Here is a 13,297-nt window from a genome sequence, read left to right as displayed (position 1 = left end):
TCAGCCCCCGCTTCCCTGAACGGCGGTGGCAGTGGTGGCCAGCGTGCTGACCGCGCTCAGCGATCCGGTCAGAGACGAGATCGTCTTGCTCCACTGCGCATAGGGCGCTTCGGTGACATAGAGCGTGTCCTGATCGCGGATGACGAAATCGCGCGCCATGAACATGCCGTTGGGCTGGGTGAGATCGAGCACATAGACCATGCGCTGCGCTCCCACGAGATCGGAGCGGCCCAGCACCTGATTGGCGATCTCTGCCGGTTCGTTGCGGAACACGAAGACGCCGGTGGGATCGGCGGCGGTGGGCAGCAGCCCGCCGACCTGTGCGATCGCCTCGACGGCGGAAAGCGTCTGGCTCTCGAAGGGCACGCGGGCCTGCGCGCCGGTGGCGCCGAGCGAGGTGAAGGAACGGGTGTCCTCTTCGACGAGGATCTTGTCGCCGCCGCGCAGCGCAATGTCGAAGCTGGGATTGTCGTAGAGATCCTGGAACCAGATCTTTTCGGTCTGCTGGCCGCGGATCACCGAGATCTGGGCGATCTCGGGCGAGATGGTGATGCCGCCGGCGCGGGCGATCATCGAGGCCAGCGTGCGGGTGGGGCGCTCGATGGCATAGACCCCCTGGCCGCCCACGGCGCCGACGAGGCTCACGGTCGAGCCGTCGCCGGCGAGGCGGCGGACCTCGACCTGCGGATCCGGGGTCTGTTCGGAAAGCCGGTCGGTGATGATGCGGCGCACCGCTTCGGGCGAGTTCCCGGAGGCGCGGATGCGGCCGGCATAGGGCACGAAGATATAGCCCGAGCCGTCGACCTGCACCTCTTCGAGCACCGTGGCATTGGCGGCCTCGGCCACCAGCAGCCCGTCATCGACGTTTTCCCAGACCGTCAGGCCCAGTGTGTCGCCCGGGCGGATCGTGTCCGAGCCCATGACAGAGGCGCTGCGGAAGCCCTCGGTAAAGCCGAGGGCGGGTACGACGGCGGTGGCACGGGTCACGCGATCATTGACCGAGATCACAAAGGCGTCGCCTTCGCGCATCACCGAGCCTGCGAAGATTTCACGTTTGTTGGGGCCCGAACGCGGAAGGCCGCAGGATGCCAGAATGGACACCGCGGCCAGTAACGCGACGGACTTCACCCATCGGTTGGGGGAGTGTTTCACTGCTCGGTCTCCTCGACCTGTTCTTGTTCTGCCTCAGGTTTTTTCGGTAACCTATCGGAATCCGGCTGCAAAATCCAGCGCGGCGGGCAGAAACCCTCAGTGGACCAGACGCAACTGTTGCCGTGGGGCCGCGGTGCCGTGACGCAGTGCGTCATAAGGATCGTCTGACGCGAGCATCATGTCGACCACCAGCCGCAGCAGCTGGCGGCGCCCGCGAGAGGAGTAGAAACCGCCGGGAACCTGACTGGTTTCAAGCAGATAGCGGCGGTAATCGCGATAGGCGCGGTTGTCGGGCCGGGCGGGCTGCGCGAAGAAGGCGGGCAGCGGCTGGTCGGAAACGAATTCCGGCTTGGCATAGACCGCATTGCCGAAGAGTTTCAGCGGAATCCCGCGCCACAGCACCTGCTGACCGGCGGTGGAATTGACCGTGACGGCGGTGCGGGCATCGTCGAGCAGCCGCGCCAGCTTGCCGCCGCGCACGAAATGCACCCGCTCGGCGACGCCCAGCCGTTTCGCCATGTCGCGGATGGTGCGGCGCACCGGCGCGCGCCCGTCCTCGAGCGGATGCGCCTTGAAAACCAGATGATGGTGACCGGGCGCGCCCCTGGCAAAGCCCTCGATCACCAGCTCCAGAAACTCGGTCATGGAGGCGAAGGGCGAGTGCTCGCGAAAGCTCGCATCGTGTTCGAGCTGCATCAGCACGAGGTGATAGGGAAATCCGCCGCGGCGGATGCGGCGGGTCTCGGCGAGACGCTCGGCGCGGTGCAGCGGCATCAGCAGCAGCCGCTTGAGATAGAGCTGGAATTCCTGCCCGACGCTCTGTGCGCGATGCGGGCGGAAATTGCGGTAATCGCCGTTCCGGAACATCACGAACCAGTGGTAGAGCGCGCCGTAAAAGATGTGCTGGCGCATGTCGCCCCAATGACCGGGGGGCAGCGGTGCCTCCATGTCGGACTGCGCCAGCGCGCCGCGCATCTCGTCGATGCTCATCTGCATGAGCCGGGAATGGCCGTTCGAGCCGCCGCGCTCATAGGTCACCCAATAGGGGCGCATATAGCCTTCCTCGAAGACATGCACGTCCAGCCCGCGCGCCCGCGCCGCCGCCACCGCCTCGGCATGGATGCGGCGGGTGTCGCCATAGAGCACGATATCGGTCACGCCCTTCTCGGCCAGCAGCGCCTCGAACGTCGCGGGCCAGTCCTCCGGCGCGCCGGTGAAGGGGATGTAGCTTTCGGGATGGAACCAGAAGGCGCGGTCGCCGGCATTGAAGCCCACCCGCCAGACCTGCGAACCGGCCTTGCGCAGCATGGTTGCCAGCCGGTGAAAAAACGGTCCGTGCGGGCCCTGAAGGAACAGGAACACGCGGGGGGAAGCGGTTGCCTTGGTCATGGCGCCCCGGTAATGGAGAAAGATACGCGGACTGCTTAGCGCGGTTTTTCGGCGAAAATAAGGCCTCTTTGGGGCAGGTCAGGAGGATGCGATGTTCACCGGTATCGTGACGGATATGGGCGAGGTGCGGAGCCTCACGCAGGCGGGCGATCTGACGGCGCGGATCGGCACGTCCTACGACACATCGGGCATCGATATCGGCGCCTCCATCGCCTGCGACGGTGTCTGCCTCACGGTGGTGGATCTGGGCGAGGACTGGTTCGATGTGCAGATCAGCGCCGAGACCCTGTCGAAATCCAATCTCGGCACCTGGACCGAGGGCAAGCGGATCAATCTCGAACGCGCGCTGAAGGTGGGCGACGAGCTTGGCGGGCATATCGTGTCGGGCCATGTGGACGGGCTGGCCGAGATCGTGGCGATCTCGGACGAGGGCGACTCGACCCGGGTGCAGTTCCGCGCGCCCGACGATCTGGCGAAATTCATCGCGCCCAAGGGCTCGGTGGCGCTGAACGGCACCTCGCTGACGGTGAACGAGGTGCAGGGCGCGGTGTTCGGCATCAACTTCATCCCGCATACCAAGGACGCGACGACCTGGGGCGGGGTGGCCGTGGGCGACCGGATCAATCTCGAGATCGACACCATGGCGCGCTATGTGGCGCGGCTGGCGGAGATGTCCTGAGCGCCGCGCCGGTGGCACGGGTGTTTTGGAGTATTTGCAGAAAGATGAACGGCAGGGGGCGGCTCTGATGCCCCCGGCCCCGGTTATTCGGCGGGCTGGAAGCCGACGATGAGCTGGCGCAGGCCGAAGGCGGCGCCGGCAAATATCGCCGCCATGGTGACCGGGGCGGAGAAGGCCAGCACCGAGAAGGCCGAGAGCCCCTGACCGATGGTGCAACCCATGGCGATGACCGCGCCCGCGCCCATCAGCGCCGCGCCGACGATCTGGCGGCGCAGCTCGCGCGGGTCTTCGCAGGCTTCCCAGCGGAAATGCCCCTTGATCAGCGAGCCGAGGAAGGCGCCGGTCCAGACGCCGGCGACCGAGCCCACGGCGAAGGAGAGCGGACGCACGGAACCGGTCATCCACCACAGGATGGTGTCGCCCAGCGGTGCGGCGAAGCTGTGAGAGACCACCGGCAGCCCCTCGAAGCCGGTGCGCGCCACCCAGGCGGTGCCGGCCCAGGCGAGGATCACGCCGAGCCCGACCATGGCGGCCCAGAAGATGTGCCGGGGCTTGGCCCAGAGCGGTTTCGACGCCAGCGAGACCGCCAGCAGCAGGGCGCCGAGCGCGATGCCGATGGCATGGGGGGCGAGGCCGGTGGCGCCAGCGAGGTGATGGGCGATGCCGGGCGGCGTGGCGGTGATCACCTCCTCTTGCGGAAAGGCCATCGCGCGGAGCGGCGCCAGCGGGCCCGCCAGCACCACGAAGGTGGAGACGCCCATGACCAGCACGATGACGAAGCTGCGCAGATCGCCGCCGCCGAGACGGGCGATGGCGCCGTAGCCGCAATTGCCCGCCAGCGCCATGCCATAGCCGAACATCAGCCCGCCGAGGATCGAGGCCAGCGGCATCCAGCGGATCGAGAGGTAATAGGTCGCGCCGCCGTCGAACAGCCCGGCGGCCATCAGGGCGAAGCTGCCGACGATCGCGGTGCCAATCGCCACGCCCCACATGCGCATGCGCAGGGCGGAGCCACCATAGAGCAGATCTTCGATGGCGCCGAGGGTGCAGAACCGCCCGAGCCGCGCCGCCAGCCCAAGCAATATGCCGCTGCCCAGCCCGATCAGGGCGACCAGATGGTGCTCGCTCAGCACGTCAAACATCGTGAATCCTCCCAGGGCGCCAGTGACGCCGTGGCTCAGGAGTATGTCCGGGGATGCCGGATTTCTCAAGTGGGGCGTCACGTCAGGCGGTACGCGGTTCCCGCAGCTGCGACAGGGTGGCGGGCCTAGGCCTCGTCGTCGTCGTTGCAGAACAGCTCGTAGACGCATTCCAGCATGCGCCGGGGCCGGTGATCGGCGAGGCGGTAATAGATCGCCTTGCCGTCGCGGCGCGGCACCACGAGCCCTTCGAGACGCAGCCGGGAGAGCTGCTGCGACACGGCCGCCTGGCGGGCGGACAGCAGCTCTTCAAGTTCCGTCACGGATTTTTCCCCGGTCACCAGGTGACAGAGGATCATCAGCCGCCCTTCGTGGCTGATCGCTTTCAGAAAGGCCGACGCGGTGGTCGCCTTGTCGACGATCCGGTCGAGCTCCTCCTCGCTCAGATCGTCATGGATCACGGGAAGCGCCATGTTCATCACCCACCCTCCAGAGGTTCCGCCGGCGTTACCAAAACCGCTGCCGGGTCGAAATCTGTGTGTCGCTCAAGCAGTTGCGAGAGCAGTGGCCAAAAGAAATCCTCGCCCGGATACCCCTCCAGCCGAGCCAGTTCGTCCCCGTCTTCTATCAGAATAAATGTGGGAGTGAACAAGACTTTACGCTTATAACTCACGCCTTCGGGCGGACCCTGTCGCAAATCTGCACGCAAAAGCGGCGCGAAACGCCCCTCGGCTGTGTTGGGGTAGGCCGGTGCAATCTGTGCGTCCCATTGGGCACAATAGGCACAGCCCGGCTGCTCGACCATCACCAGACGGATTTCGGCCATGGCCGATCCTGCCAGCAGCAGCACCGAGAGCGCAGCCCCGGCGAGAGTTCTGATGAATGCCATGGCACACCGATTGACGAGCGACGTTCATTCAACGTAATATGAATATATGAATTATTCAAGGTGAGGGGAGGCACCGTGCTGGAGATTTCCTTTGCAGGTGCGGCATTGGCCGGTCTGCTCAGCTTTTTCACGCCCTGCATCCTGCCGATGGTGCCGTTCTACCTCTGCTACATGGCCGGGATCTCGATGACCGAGCTGCGCGACGATTCGGGGCTCGCGCCCGGCGCGCAGAAGCGGCTGGTGCTCTCAGCTCTGTTCTTTGCCGCCGGCGTCACCACGATCTTTGTGCTGCTCGGCATGGGGGCGACGGCGGTGGGGCAGGCCTTTGCCGACTGGAAGCGGCCGCTCTCCTATGTGGCGGCGGCGGTGCTGCTGATCTTCGGGCTGCATTTCCTCGGCGTGATCCGGGTGCCGCTGCTCTATCGCGAGGCGCGGATGGAGTCGAAGGCGGAGCCGACCTCGGTGCTGGGCGCCTATGTCATGGGGCTGGCCTTCGGGTTCGGCTGGACGCCCTGCGTCGGCCCGGCGCTGGCCTCGATCCTGATGATCGCCAGCGGTATGGGCGATCTCGGCCGGGGCGGGCTGCTGCTCTTTGTCTACGGCGTCGGCATGACCGCGCCCTTCGTGATCGCGGCGCTGTTCTCGGGGCCGTTCCTGCGCTGGACCGCGCGGCACCGCAGCAAGCTGCAATATGTCGAGAAACTCATGGGCGCGATGCTGATCCTGTTCGCGGTGCTGATCGCGACCGACAGCGTCAACATCATCGCCCAGTGGATGATCGAGACGTTCCCGAGCTGGACGTCGCTGAGCTGAGGAGGAGGAGAGAATGAAAGCATGGATCGGGGCCGCCCTTGCCGCGGCCATCGCCTTGCCGGTCTGGGCCGACGTGGCCCCGATGGGCGATGACGGGCTCTACAAGGAGCCCTGGATGCGCGACACCTTCAAGGATCTGCGCGAGGATCTGGCGGAGGCCAATGACGAGGGCAAGCGGCTGGTGCTCTTTGTCGAGCAGCGCGGCTGCATCTACTGCCACAAGATGCATGAGGAGGTGTTCTCCCAGGACGATGTGGCGGCCTATATCGAGGAGAATTTCTTTGTCGTGCAGGTGAACCTGCATGGCGACACCGAGATCACCGATTTCGACGGGGAATCGATGTCGGAAAAGGAGGCCGCCGCGAAGTGGCGGGTGCTGTTCACCCCCAACATCATCTTCCTGCCCGAAGAGGTGGAGGAGGGCGCCACGGCCATCGAGTCGGCGGTGGCGGTGATGCCGGGCGCCTTCGGCAAGGGCACCACGCTCGATATGTTCACCTGGGTGAACGAGAAGCGGTACGAGCTTGATAACGGCGAGGATTTCCAGCGCTACCACGCGCGCCGCATCCAGGAACGCGCGAACGGCAAGACCGACTGAGCTGCGGCGGTATCATCAATAATTCATTTCTGTGAATTTGATGTTGCGTGAATGGGTCGCGGTGGACTACGGTATGCGACAGCTAGGAGGAACAGGCCAGCAAGGTCTGAGGAGCCAAGGGAGGGAATATGAGGCTTACTGGATTGACAGTGGCAGCCGTGTTGGCTGCGAGCGCGGCATTCGCCAATGTGGTCGCGCCCGACGATGTCGCCTTCGGGGAATACGGTGAGGTCGAGGCCTCGCTGACCGGCTCTGCCGGCGATGTCGACAAGGGGCGTCAGATCTTTTCCGAGAAATCGATGGGCAACTGCGTGTCCTGCCACGCCGTGGCGGCGCTGCCCGATGTGCCGTTTCAGGGCGAGGTCGGCCCGGTGCTCGACGGTATCGGCGAGTATCGCACCCCCGAAGAGCTGCGCGGCATTCTCGTGAACGCGAAGAAGACCTTCGACGGCACGGTGATGCCGGCCTTCTACAAGACCAGCGGGTTCATCCGCCCGGGCGACGCTTACACCGGCAAGGCGGCACCGGATCCGATCGAGCCGATCCTGTCGGCCCAGGATGTCGAGGACGTGGTCGCGTTCCTCATGACGCTGAAAGACAACTGACGCACGCGACCCGAAACAGTTTAGGAGAAACGGAAACATGGAATTCACACGTCGTGAAACCCTTGCCGTGGGCGCCGCCGCCGCGCTGGTCGCCATGCTGCCGAAAGGCGCCTATGCCGCCACCACGGAAGAATGGATCGCCGAGTTCACCGGCGGGGCCGAGATGGCCGATACCGGGCTCGACCTGACCGCGCCGGAGATTGCCGAGAACGGCAACACCGTGCCGATCGAAGTGAGCGCCGACGGCGCCTCGGAGATCCTGGTGCTGGCCACCGGCAACCCGACCCCGGGCGTGGCCAAGTTCGCCTTTGGCCCGCTGGCCGCCTCGCAATACGCCTCGACCCGCATCCGGCTTGCCGGCACGCAGGATGTCGTGGCCATCGCGAAACTGGCCGACGGCTCCTTTGCCCGCGCCAGCAAGACCGTGAAAGTGACCATCGGCGGCTGCGGCGGCTGATCGGCATAACCAGAATTTCAGGAGACAGAACACATGGCAGACGGTGTCAAACCCCGCGTCAAGGTCCCGAAATCGGCATCGGCCGGTGAGGCCATCACCATCAAGACGCTCATCAGCCACCCGATGGAATCGGGCCAGCGCAAGGACAGCAGCGGCAACGTGATCCCGCGCTCGATCATCAACCGCTTCACCTGCGAGTTCAACGGCGAGAGCGTGATCGACGTGACGATGGAGCCGGCGATCTCGACCAACCCCTATTTCGAATTCGAGGCCACCGTGCCCGAAGCCGGTGAATTCAAGTTCACCTGGTACGACGATGACGGGTCGGTCTACGAAGAAAGCAAAAAAATCGCCATCGGCTGAGCCAAAAATCGCCCTGTCCCGCAGAGGTGCGGGACGGGGCTTTCCAGGGAGGGAACCTACATGATTTTCAAGACGCTGACGGCTGCCGCCGCCATGCTGGCCCTGACCGCTCCGGTGCTTGTCGCGGGCGGGGCGGATGACGACACGCTTGTCATCAACGGCGATATCGAAATCACCACCAAGGCCGCCGCCGCACCGCATCTCGACGGGCATCTCGACGAGGTCATGTCGGGCTGGCACTTCCGCGACGACGACACCCAGGCCATGGAGATGGACGATTTCGACAATCCCGGCATGATCTTTGTCGATGTCGCCATCGACACCTGGAACACCGCCGAGGGCAGCGAGGGCAAATCCTGCGCCGATTGCCACAACGAACCCGAGAGCATGGCCGGCGTGCGCGCGGTCTATCCCAAGTGGAACGAAGAGGCCGGCGAGGTCCGCACCCTGCAAATGCAGATGAACGCCTGCCGCACCGAGCGCATGGGCGCCGAGGCGTGGAAATACGATTCCGGCGACGCCATCAACATGGAGGCGCTGCTGGCCTCGGTGTCGCGCGGCATGCCGGTGAACGTGGCGATAGACGGCCCCGCCGCCGAGACCTGGGAAAAGGGCAAGGAGATCTACTACACCCGCTACGGGATGCTGGAGCTCTCCTGCGCCAACTGCCACGAGCAGAACTACGGCAACTATATCCGTGCCGACCACCTGTCTCAGGGCCAGATCAACGCCTTTCCGACCTATCGCCTGAAGAACGCCAAGCTGAACGGCATGCACAGCCGCTTCAAGGGCTGCATCCGCGACACCCGCGCCGAGACGTTCAGCCCGGGGTCGCCGGAATTCGTGGCGCTCGAACTCTATGTCGCCTCGCGCGGTAACGGTCTCGACGTCGAAGGCCCCTCGGTCCGCAACTGAGCCTTTTGCCCCGTGCGTTTTTACGCGCGGGGTCTTCCCGATCTAACCCATTCACACATGCGCATGTGTGTTTAGAGATAGTCAGAGAAAGATCCCTCCCATGATCTCCAGACGCGATTTTCTTCAGGTGTCCATGGCGGCCTCGGCCCTTGTGGGCGCCAGCGGGTTCGGCAACTGGGCGCGGCTCGCCGCGCAGCAGAGCCTGACGCAGGACCAGCTGTTGCAGTTCGACACGTTCGGCAATGTCTCGCTGATCCATGTGACCGACATCCATGCGCAGCTCAAACCGATCTATTTCCGCGAGCCGGAGGTGAATATCGGGGTCGGCGAAAACAAGGGGGAGGTGCCGCATGTGACCGGCGCCGACTTCCGCAAGCTCTATGGCATCGACGATGGGTCGCCCTCGGCCTATGCGCTGACCTACAACGATTTTTCCTCGCTGGCGAAGGGCTATGGCAAGGTCGGCGGCATGGACCGCGTGGCCACCGTGGTCAACGCCATCCGCGCCGACCGCCCCGATGCGATCCTGCTCGACGGCGGCGACACCTGGCACGGCTCGATGACCTGCTTCAAGACCGAAGGGCAGGACATGGTCAATGTCATGAACGCGCTGAAGCCCGACGCGATGACCTTCCACTGGGAGTTCACGCTGGGCTCGGACCGGGTGAACGAGCTGGTCGAGGGGCTGCCCTTTGCCGCGCTCGGGCAGAACATCTTCGATGCCGAGTGGGACGAGCCTGCCGAGCTTTTCAAGCCGTACCAGTTCTTCGAGCGGGGCGGGGTGAAGATCGCCGTCATCGGTCAGGCCTTCCCCTATATGCCCATCGCCAACCCGCGCTGGATGTTCCCGGAATACAGCTTCGGCATCCGCGACGAGCATATGCAGGAGATGGTGGACGAGGTGCGCGGCATGGGCGCCGAGCTGGTGGTCTGCCTGAGCCATAACGGCTTTGACGTCGACAAGAAGATGGCCAGCGTCGTCACCGGCATCGACGTGATCCTGACCGGCCACACCCACGATGCGCTGCCCGAGCCGGTGCTGGTGGGCGAGACGATCCTCATCGCCAGCGGATCGAACGGCAAGTTCGTCAGCCGCGTCGATCTGGATGTGCGCGACGGTCGCATGATGGGCTTCCGTCACAAGCTGATCCCGATCTTCTCGGACGTGATCGCGCCCGATCCCGACATGGCCGCGCTCATCGACGAGCAGCGCGCGCCGTTCAAAGCCGAGCTGGAAGAGGTGATCGGCCAGACCGACGATCTGCTCTACCGCCGGGGCAATTTCAACGGCTCCTGGGACGATCTGATCTGCGATGCGCTCATCTCCGAGCGCGAGGCCGATATCGCCATGTCGCCCGGCGTGCGCTGGGGGCCGTCGCTGCTGCCCGGCGATCCGATCACCCGCGAGGATATCTGGAACGTCACCTCGATGAGCTATGGCGAGGCCTACCGCTCCGAGATGACCGGCGAATTCATCAAGGTGATCCTGGAGGATGTGGCCGACAATATCTTCAACCCCGATCCCTATTACCAGCAGGGCGGGGACATGGTCCGCATCGGCGGCATGGGCTACCGGATCGACATCACCAAACCGCAGGGCGAGCGCATCTCGGACATGACGCTGCTCAAGACCGGCGAGGCCATCGACCCGGCGAAATCCTATGTGGTGGCCGGCTGGGCCTCTGTGAACGAGGGCACCGAGGGCCCGCAGATCTGGGATGTGGTGGAAAGCCACATCAAGAAGATGGGCACCGTCACCGTGGCGCCCAACACGAGTGTCGAGGTGGTGGGCGCCTGAGCCCGCTGCGCATCGAGAGGAGACAAACCATGACGACTGAAAAGAAAGGCATGTCCGCCTCGCGCCGTCAGTTCCTGACGGGCGCCGCGGCGGTTGGCGCCGGCACCGTGGCCGCGACCGTGGCCCGCGCGGCGGAGCCCGATCCGCTGATCACCGAGGTGCAGGAATGGGCCAGCAGCTTTGGCGACGGCGTCGATGCCACGCCTTATGGTCTGCCGATCAAATACGAAGACGACGTGATCCGCCGCAATGTGGAATGGCTCACCGCCGACACCATCTCGTCGATCAACTTCACCCCGATCCACGCGCTCGACGGCACGATCACCCCCACCGGCTGCGCCTTCGAGCGGCACCATTCGGGCGCGATCGAGCTGAAGAAGGAAGACTACCGCCTGATGATCAACGGGCTGGTCGATACGCCGATGGTCTTCTCCTACGAGGATCTGGAGCGCTTCCCGCGCGAGAACCACGTCTATTTCTGCGAATGCGCCGCCAATACCGGCATGGAATGGGCCGGCGCGCAGCTCAATGGCGCGCAGTTCACCCATGGCATGATCCACAACATGGAATATTCCGGCATCCCGGTCCGCACGCTGCTGAACGAAGCGGGCTGGAACGGCGAGGTCGAAGGCAAGTGGCTTTATGTCGAGGGGGCGGATGCTTCGTCGAACGGGCGCTCGATCCCGCTGGAAAAGGCGCTCGACGACTGCCTCGTGGCGATCAAGGCCAATGGCGAGGCGCTGCGCAAGGAGCACGGCTATCCGGCGCGTCTGGTCGTTCCCGGCTGGGAAGGCAATATGTGGGTCAAGTGGATCCGCCGGATGGAGATCACCGACGGCCCCATCGAGAGCCGCGAAGAGACCTCCAAATATACCGATACGCTGGCCGACGGCACCTCGCGCAAATGGACCTGGGTCATGGATGCGAAATCCGTGGTGACCTCGCCCAGCCCGCAGATGCCGATCACCCATGGCCATGGCCCGCTGGTGATCACCGGCATGGCCTGGACGGGGCATGGCCGCATCACCCGCGTCGATGTCTCCAAGGATGGCGGCAAGACCTGGGAAACCGCGCGGCTCGCCGCCGATGCCGGCAACAAGGCGCTGGTGCGCTTCTATCTCGACACCGAGTGGAACGGCGAGGAGATGTTCCTGCAATCGCGCGCCATGGACGAGACGGGCTATGTCCAGCCGACCAAGGCGCAGCTGCGCGAGGTCCGGGGGCTGAACTCGATCTATCACAACAACTGCATCCAGACCTGGTGGGTCAAACCGAACGGGGAGGCCGAAAATGTCGAAGTCTCTTAATCTCTACGCCGGGACGGCGGTCGGCATCGCGCTGCTGCTGACCGCGTCGGTGAATTTCGCCGACCGCAATATTGCCGGGTTCCCCGAGAACCCGCCCACCATGGCCGCGCTTCCGGCGCCCGAGCCGGCCTCCTCCGGCCTGCTGGTGGGCGTCGCCGAGGCCGCCACCGCCGATGCCGACGGCAAGTTCGGCCTCGGCCGCGCGGCGCTGCCCGAAGAGGTCGCCGCCTGGAACGTGGATGTCAGCCCCGACGGCACCGGCCTTCCCGAAGGCTCGGGCGATGTCTGGACCGGCGAGAGTGTGTTCGAGGAAAACTGCGCCTCCTGCCACGGCTCCTTTGCCGAGGGCGTCGGCAACTGGCCGAAGCTCGCGGGCGGCGACGGCACGCTCGATCATGACGATCCGCTGAAGACCGTGGGCTCCTACTGGCCCTATCTCTCGACCGTCTGGGATTACGTGCACCGCTCGATGCCGTTCGGCGCCGCGCAGACGCTGACACCGGACGAGGTCTATGCGATCACGGCCTATATTCTCTACTCCAACGATCTGGTGGATGACGATTTCGAGCTGTCGAACGAGAATTTCGCCGAGTTCGAGATGCCCAATGCCGATGGCTTCATCGTCGATGACCGGGCCGAGACTGAATACACGCAATGGCGCAGCGAGCCCTGCATGGAGAACTGCAAGGAGAGCGTCGAGATCACCATGCGGGCAACCGTGCTCGACGTGACCCCGGACGAGGGCGGCGCGGAGGGCAGCGAAGAGGCCGCCGCGCCGGCTGAGGAGACCGCGACCGAGGTTGCCGCCGTGGCCGAGGAGGCTGCGCCCGCGGCCGAGGAGGCCCCCGCCGAAGAGATGGCCGCCGCCGCGCCCATCGACGAGGCGCTGGCCGCCGAGGGCGAAAAGGTCTTCCGCAAGTGCAAGGCCTGCCACCAGGTCGGCGACGGTGCCAAGAACCGCACCGGTCCGGTGCTCAACGGCGTCGTGGGCCGTCCGGTCGCTGCGGTGGAGGATTTCAAATATTCCAGATCCATGGCCGAGCACGGCGGCACCTGGGATAACGAAACGCTGCACGCCTATCTCGCCGATCCGCGCGGCTATGTGAAAGGCACCAAGATGGCCTTTGCCGGGCTCAAGAAGCCCGAGGATATCGACGCGGTGGTGGAATATCTCCGGAGCTTCCAGTGATGCC

The 13,297-nt window shown here is 64.9% G+C and carries 15 protein-coding genes; 10 read left to right on the top strand and 5 right to left on the bottom strand.

Translation table 11 applies throughout. The annotated features are described in order from the left end of the window. Positions 1-1,152: a polysaccharide biosynthesis/export family protein gene (locus Ga0080574_RS07205; protein WP_076705767.1), complete on the bottom strand. Its 1,152-nt coding sequence runs from the start codon at positions 1,150-1,152 to the stop codon at positions 1-3. A 96-nt stretch (positions 1,153-1,248) separates the two neighbouring features. Next, positions 1,249-2,541: a capsule polysaccharide biogenesis protein gene (locus Ga0080574_RS07200; protein WP_076696519.1), complete on the bottom strand. Its 1,293-nt coding sequence runs from the start codon at positions 2,539-2,541 to the stop codon at positions 1,249-1,251. Positions 2,542-2,632: 91 nt separating this feature from the next. On the opposite strand from Ga0080574_RS07200, the gene Ga0080574_RS07195 reads away from it, so the two are divergent. Further along, positions 2,633-3,220 carry a riboflavin synthase gene (locus Ga0080574_RS07195; RefSeq protein WP_076696518.1) on the top strand — a complete coding sequence of 196 codons (588 nt, stop codon included), beginning with the start codon at positions 2,633-2,635 and terminating at the stop codon, positions 3,218-3,220. An 83-nt stretch (positions 3,221-3,303) separates the two neighbouring features. Here the strand turns inward: Ga0080574_RS07195 and Ga0080574_RS07190 are convergent, their stop codons facing one another. The 3 genes from Ga0080574_RS07190 to Ga0080574_RS07180 all read right to left on the bottom strand — a co-directional run bounded on the left by Ga0080574_RS07190 (position 3,304) and on the right by Ga0080574_RS07180 (position 5,248). After that, complete coding sequence (locus Ga0080574_RS07190; protein ID WP_076696516.1) at positions 3,304-4,362, bottom strand: YeeE/YedE family protein; 1,059 nt, start codon at positions 4,360-4,362, stop codon at positions 3,304-3,306. A 125-nt stretch (positions 4,363-4,487) separates the two neighbouring features. Next, complete coding sequence (locus Ga0080574_RS07185; protein WP_076705763.1) at positions 4,488-4,832, bottom strand: ArsR/SmtB family transcription factor; 345 nt, start codon at positions 4,830-4,832, stop codon at positions 4,488-4,490. A 5-nt stretch (positions 4,833-4,837) separates the two neighbouring features. After that, entirely contained in the window at positions 4,838-5,248 is a 411-nt protein-coding gene (locus Ga0080574_RS07180) for a thioredoxin fold domain-containing protein (RefSeq protein ID WP_076696513.1), read from the bottom strand. 75 nt (positions 5,249-5,323) lie between these two features. Between Ga0080574_RS07180 and Ga0080574_RS07175 the strand changes: the two genes are divergently transcribed. The 9 genes from Ga0080574_RS07175 (at position 5,324) to Ga0080574_RS07135 (ending at position 13,293) form a co-directional block, all read left to right on the top strand. Then, complete coding sequence (locus Ga0080574_RS07175) at positions 5,324-6,061, top strand: cytochrome c biogenesis CcdA family protein (protein WP_076696511.1); 738 nt, start codon at positions 5,324-5,326, stop codon at positions 6,059-6,061. A 13-nt stretch (positions 6,062-6,074) separates the two neighbouring features. Continuing rightward, the gene (locus Ga0080574_RS07170) at positions 6,075-6,659 is read left to right on the top strand and encodes a thioredoxin family protein (RefSeq protein WP_076696510.1); all 585 of its coding nucleotides are present in this window, start codon (positions 6,075-6,077) and stop codon (positions 6,657-6,659) included. 128 nt (positions 6,660-6,787) lie between these two features. Then, entirely contained in the window at positions 6,788-7,264 is a 477-nt protein-coding gene (gene soxX, locus Ga0080574_RS07165) for a sulfur oxidation c-type cytochrome SoxX (RefSeq protein WP_076696508.1), read from the top strand. 37 nt (positions 7,265-7,301) lie between these two features. After that, a complete protein-coding gene (gene soxY, locus Ga0080574_RS07160) occupies positions 7,302-7,721 on the top strand; it encodes a thiosulfate oxidation carrier protein SoxY (protein WP_076696506.1) in 420 nt (139 codons plus the stop codon). Between the two features lie 33 nt (positions 7,722-7,754). Then, a complete protein-coding gene (gene soxZ / locus Ga0080574_RS07155; RefSeq protein WP_076696504.1) occupies positions 7,755-8,084 on the top strand; it encodes a thiosulfate oxidation carrier complex protein SoxZ in 330 nt (109 codons plus the stop codon). A 60-nt stretch (positions 8,085-8,144) separates the two neighbouring features. Continuing rightward, positions 8,145-8,999 (top strand): sulfur oxidation c-type cytochrome SoxA, encoded by an 855-nt coding sequence (gene soxA / locus Ga0080574_RS07150; RefSeq protein WP_083716787.1) that lies wholly within the window; start codon positions 8,145-8,147, stop codon positions 8,997-8,999. 100 nt (positions 9,000-9,099) lie between these two features. After that, positions 9,100-10,797: a thiosulfohydrolase SoxB gene (gene soxB, locus Ga0080574_RS07145; RefSeq protein WP_076696502.1), complete on the top strand. Its 1,698-nt coding sequence runs from the start codon at positions 9,100-9,102 to the stop codon at positions 10,795-10,797. A gap of 29 nt (positions 10,798-10,826) precedes the next feature. Beyond that, positions 10,827-12,104, top strand: coding sequence for a sulfite dehydrogenase (gene soxC, locus Ga0080574_RS07140; RefSeq protein ID WP_076696499.1), 1,278 nt, complete (start codon positions 10,827-10,829; stop codon positions 12,102-12,104). Next, positions 12,088-13,293 carry a c-type cytochrome gene (locus Ga0080574_RS07135; protein WP_076696497.1) on the top strand — a complete coding sequence of 402 codons (1,206 nt, stop codon included), beginning with the start codon at positions 12,088-12,090 and terminating at the stop codon, positions 13,291-13,293. Before soxC ends, Ga0080574_RS07135 begins: the two co-directional genes overlap by 17 nt. Positions 13,294-13,297: the final 4 nt, after the last annotated feature.

Origin of the sequence: Salipiger abyssi, from assembly GCF_001975705.1 — a bacterium.
In the GTDB taxonomy this organism is placed as follows: Bacteria; Pseudomonadota; Alphaproteobacteria; order Rhodobacterales; family Rhodobacteraceae; genus Salipiger; species Salipiger abyssi.
The sequence above is the reverse complement of the archived record's forward strand: the minus strand, read 5'-3'. Positions and strand labels throughout refer to the sequence as shown.

Coding starts and splice junctions, on each gene's coding strand:
- Ga0080574_RS07190 (WP_076696516.1), bottom strand. CDS start 4,362: ATGTTTGACGTGCTGAGCGAGCACCATCTGGTCGCCCTGATCGGGCTG.
- soxY (WP_076696506.1), top strand. CDS start 7,302: ATGGAATTCACACGTCGTGAAACCCTTGCCGTGGGCGCCGCCGCCGCG.
- Ga0080574_RS07135 (WP_076696497.1), top strand. CDS start 12,088: ATGTCGAAGTCTCTTAATCTCTACGCCGGGACGGCGGTCGGCATCGCG.
- soxC (WP_076696499.1), top strand. CDS start 10,827: ATGACGACTGAAAAGAAAGGCATGTCCGCCTCGCGCCGTCAGTTCCTG.
- soxA (WP_083716787.1), top strand. CDS start 8,145: ATGATTTTCAAGACGCTGACGGCTGCCGCCGCCATGCTGGCCCTGACC.
- Ga0080574_RS07200 (WP_076696519.1), bottom strand. CDS start 2,541: ATGACCAAGGCAACCGCTTCCCCCCGCGTGTTCCTGTTCCTTCAGGGC.
- Ga0080574_RS07185 (WP_076705763.1), bottom strand. CDS start 4,832: ATGGCGCTTCCCGTGATCCATGACGATCTGAGCGAGGAGGAGCTCGAC.
- soxX (WP_076696508.1), top strand. CDS start 6,788: ATGAGGCTTACTGGATTGACAGTGGCAGCCGTGTTGGCTGCGAGCGCG.
- Ga0080574_RS07170 (WP_076696510.1), top strand. CDS start 6,075: ATGAAAGCATGGATCGGGGCCGCCCTTGCCGCGGCCATCGCCTTGCCG.
- Ga0080574_RS07180 (WP_076696513.1), bottom strand. CDS start 5,248: ATGGCATTCATCAGAACTCTCGCCGGGGCTGCGCTCTCGGTGCTGCTG.
- soxB (WP_076696502.1), top strand. CDS start 9,100: ATGATCTCCAGACGCGATTTTCTTCAGGTGTCCATGGCGGCCTCGGCC.
- soxZ (WP_076696504.1), top strand. CDS start 7,755: ATGGCAGACGGTGTCAAACCCCGCGTCAAGGTCCCGAAATCGGCATCG.
- Ga0080574_RS07195 (WP_076696518.1), top strand. CDS start 2,633: ATGTTCACCGGTATCGTGACGGATATGGGCGAGGTGCGGAGCCTCACG.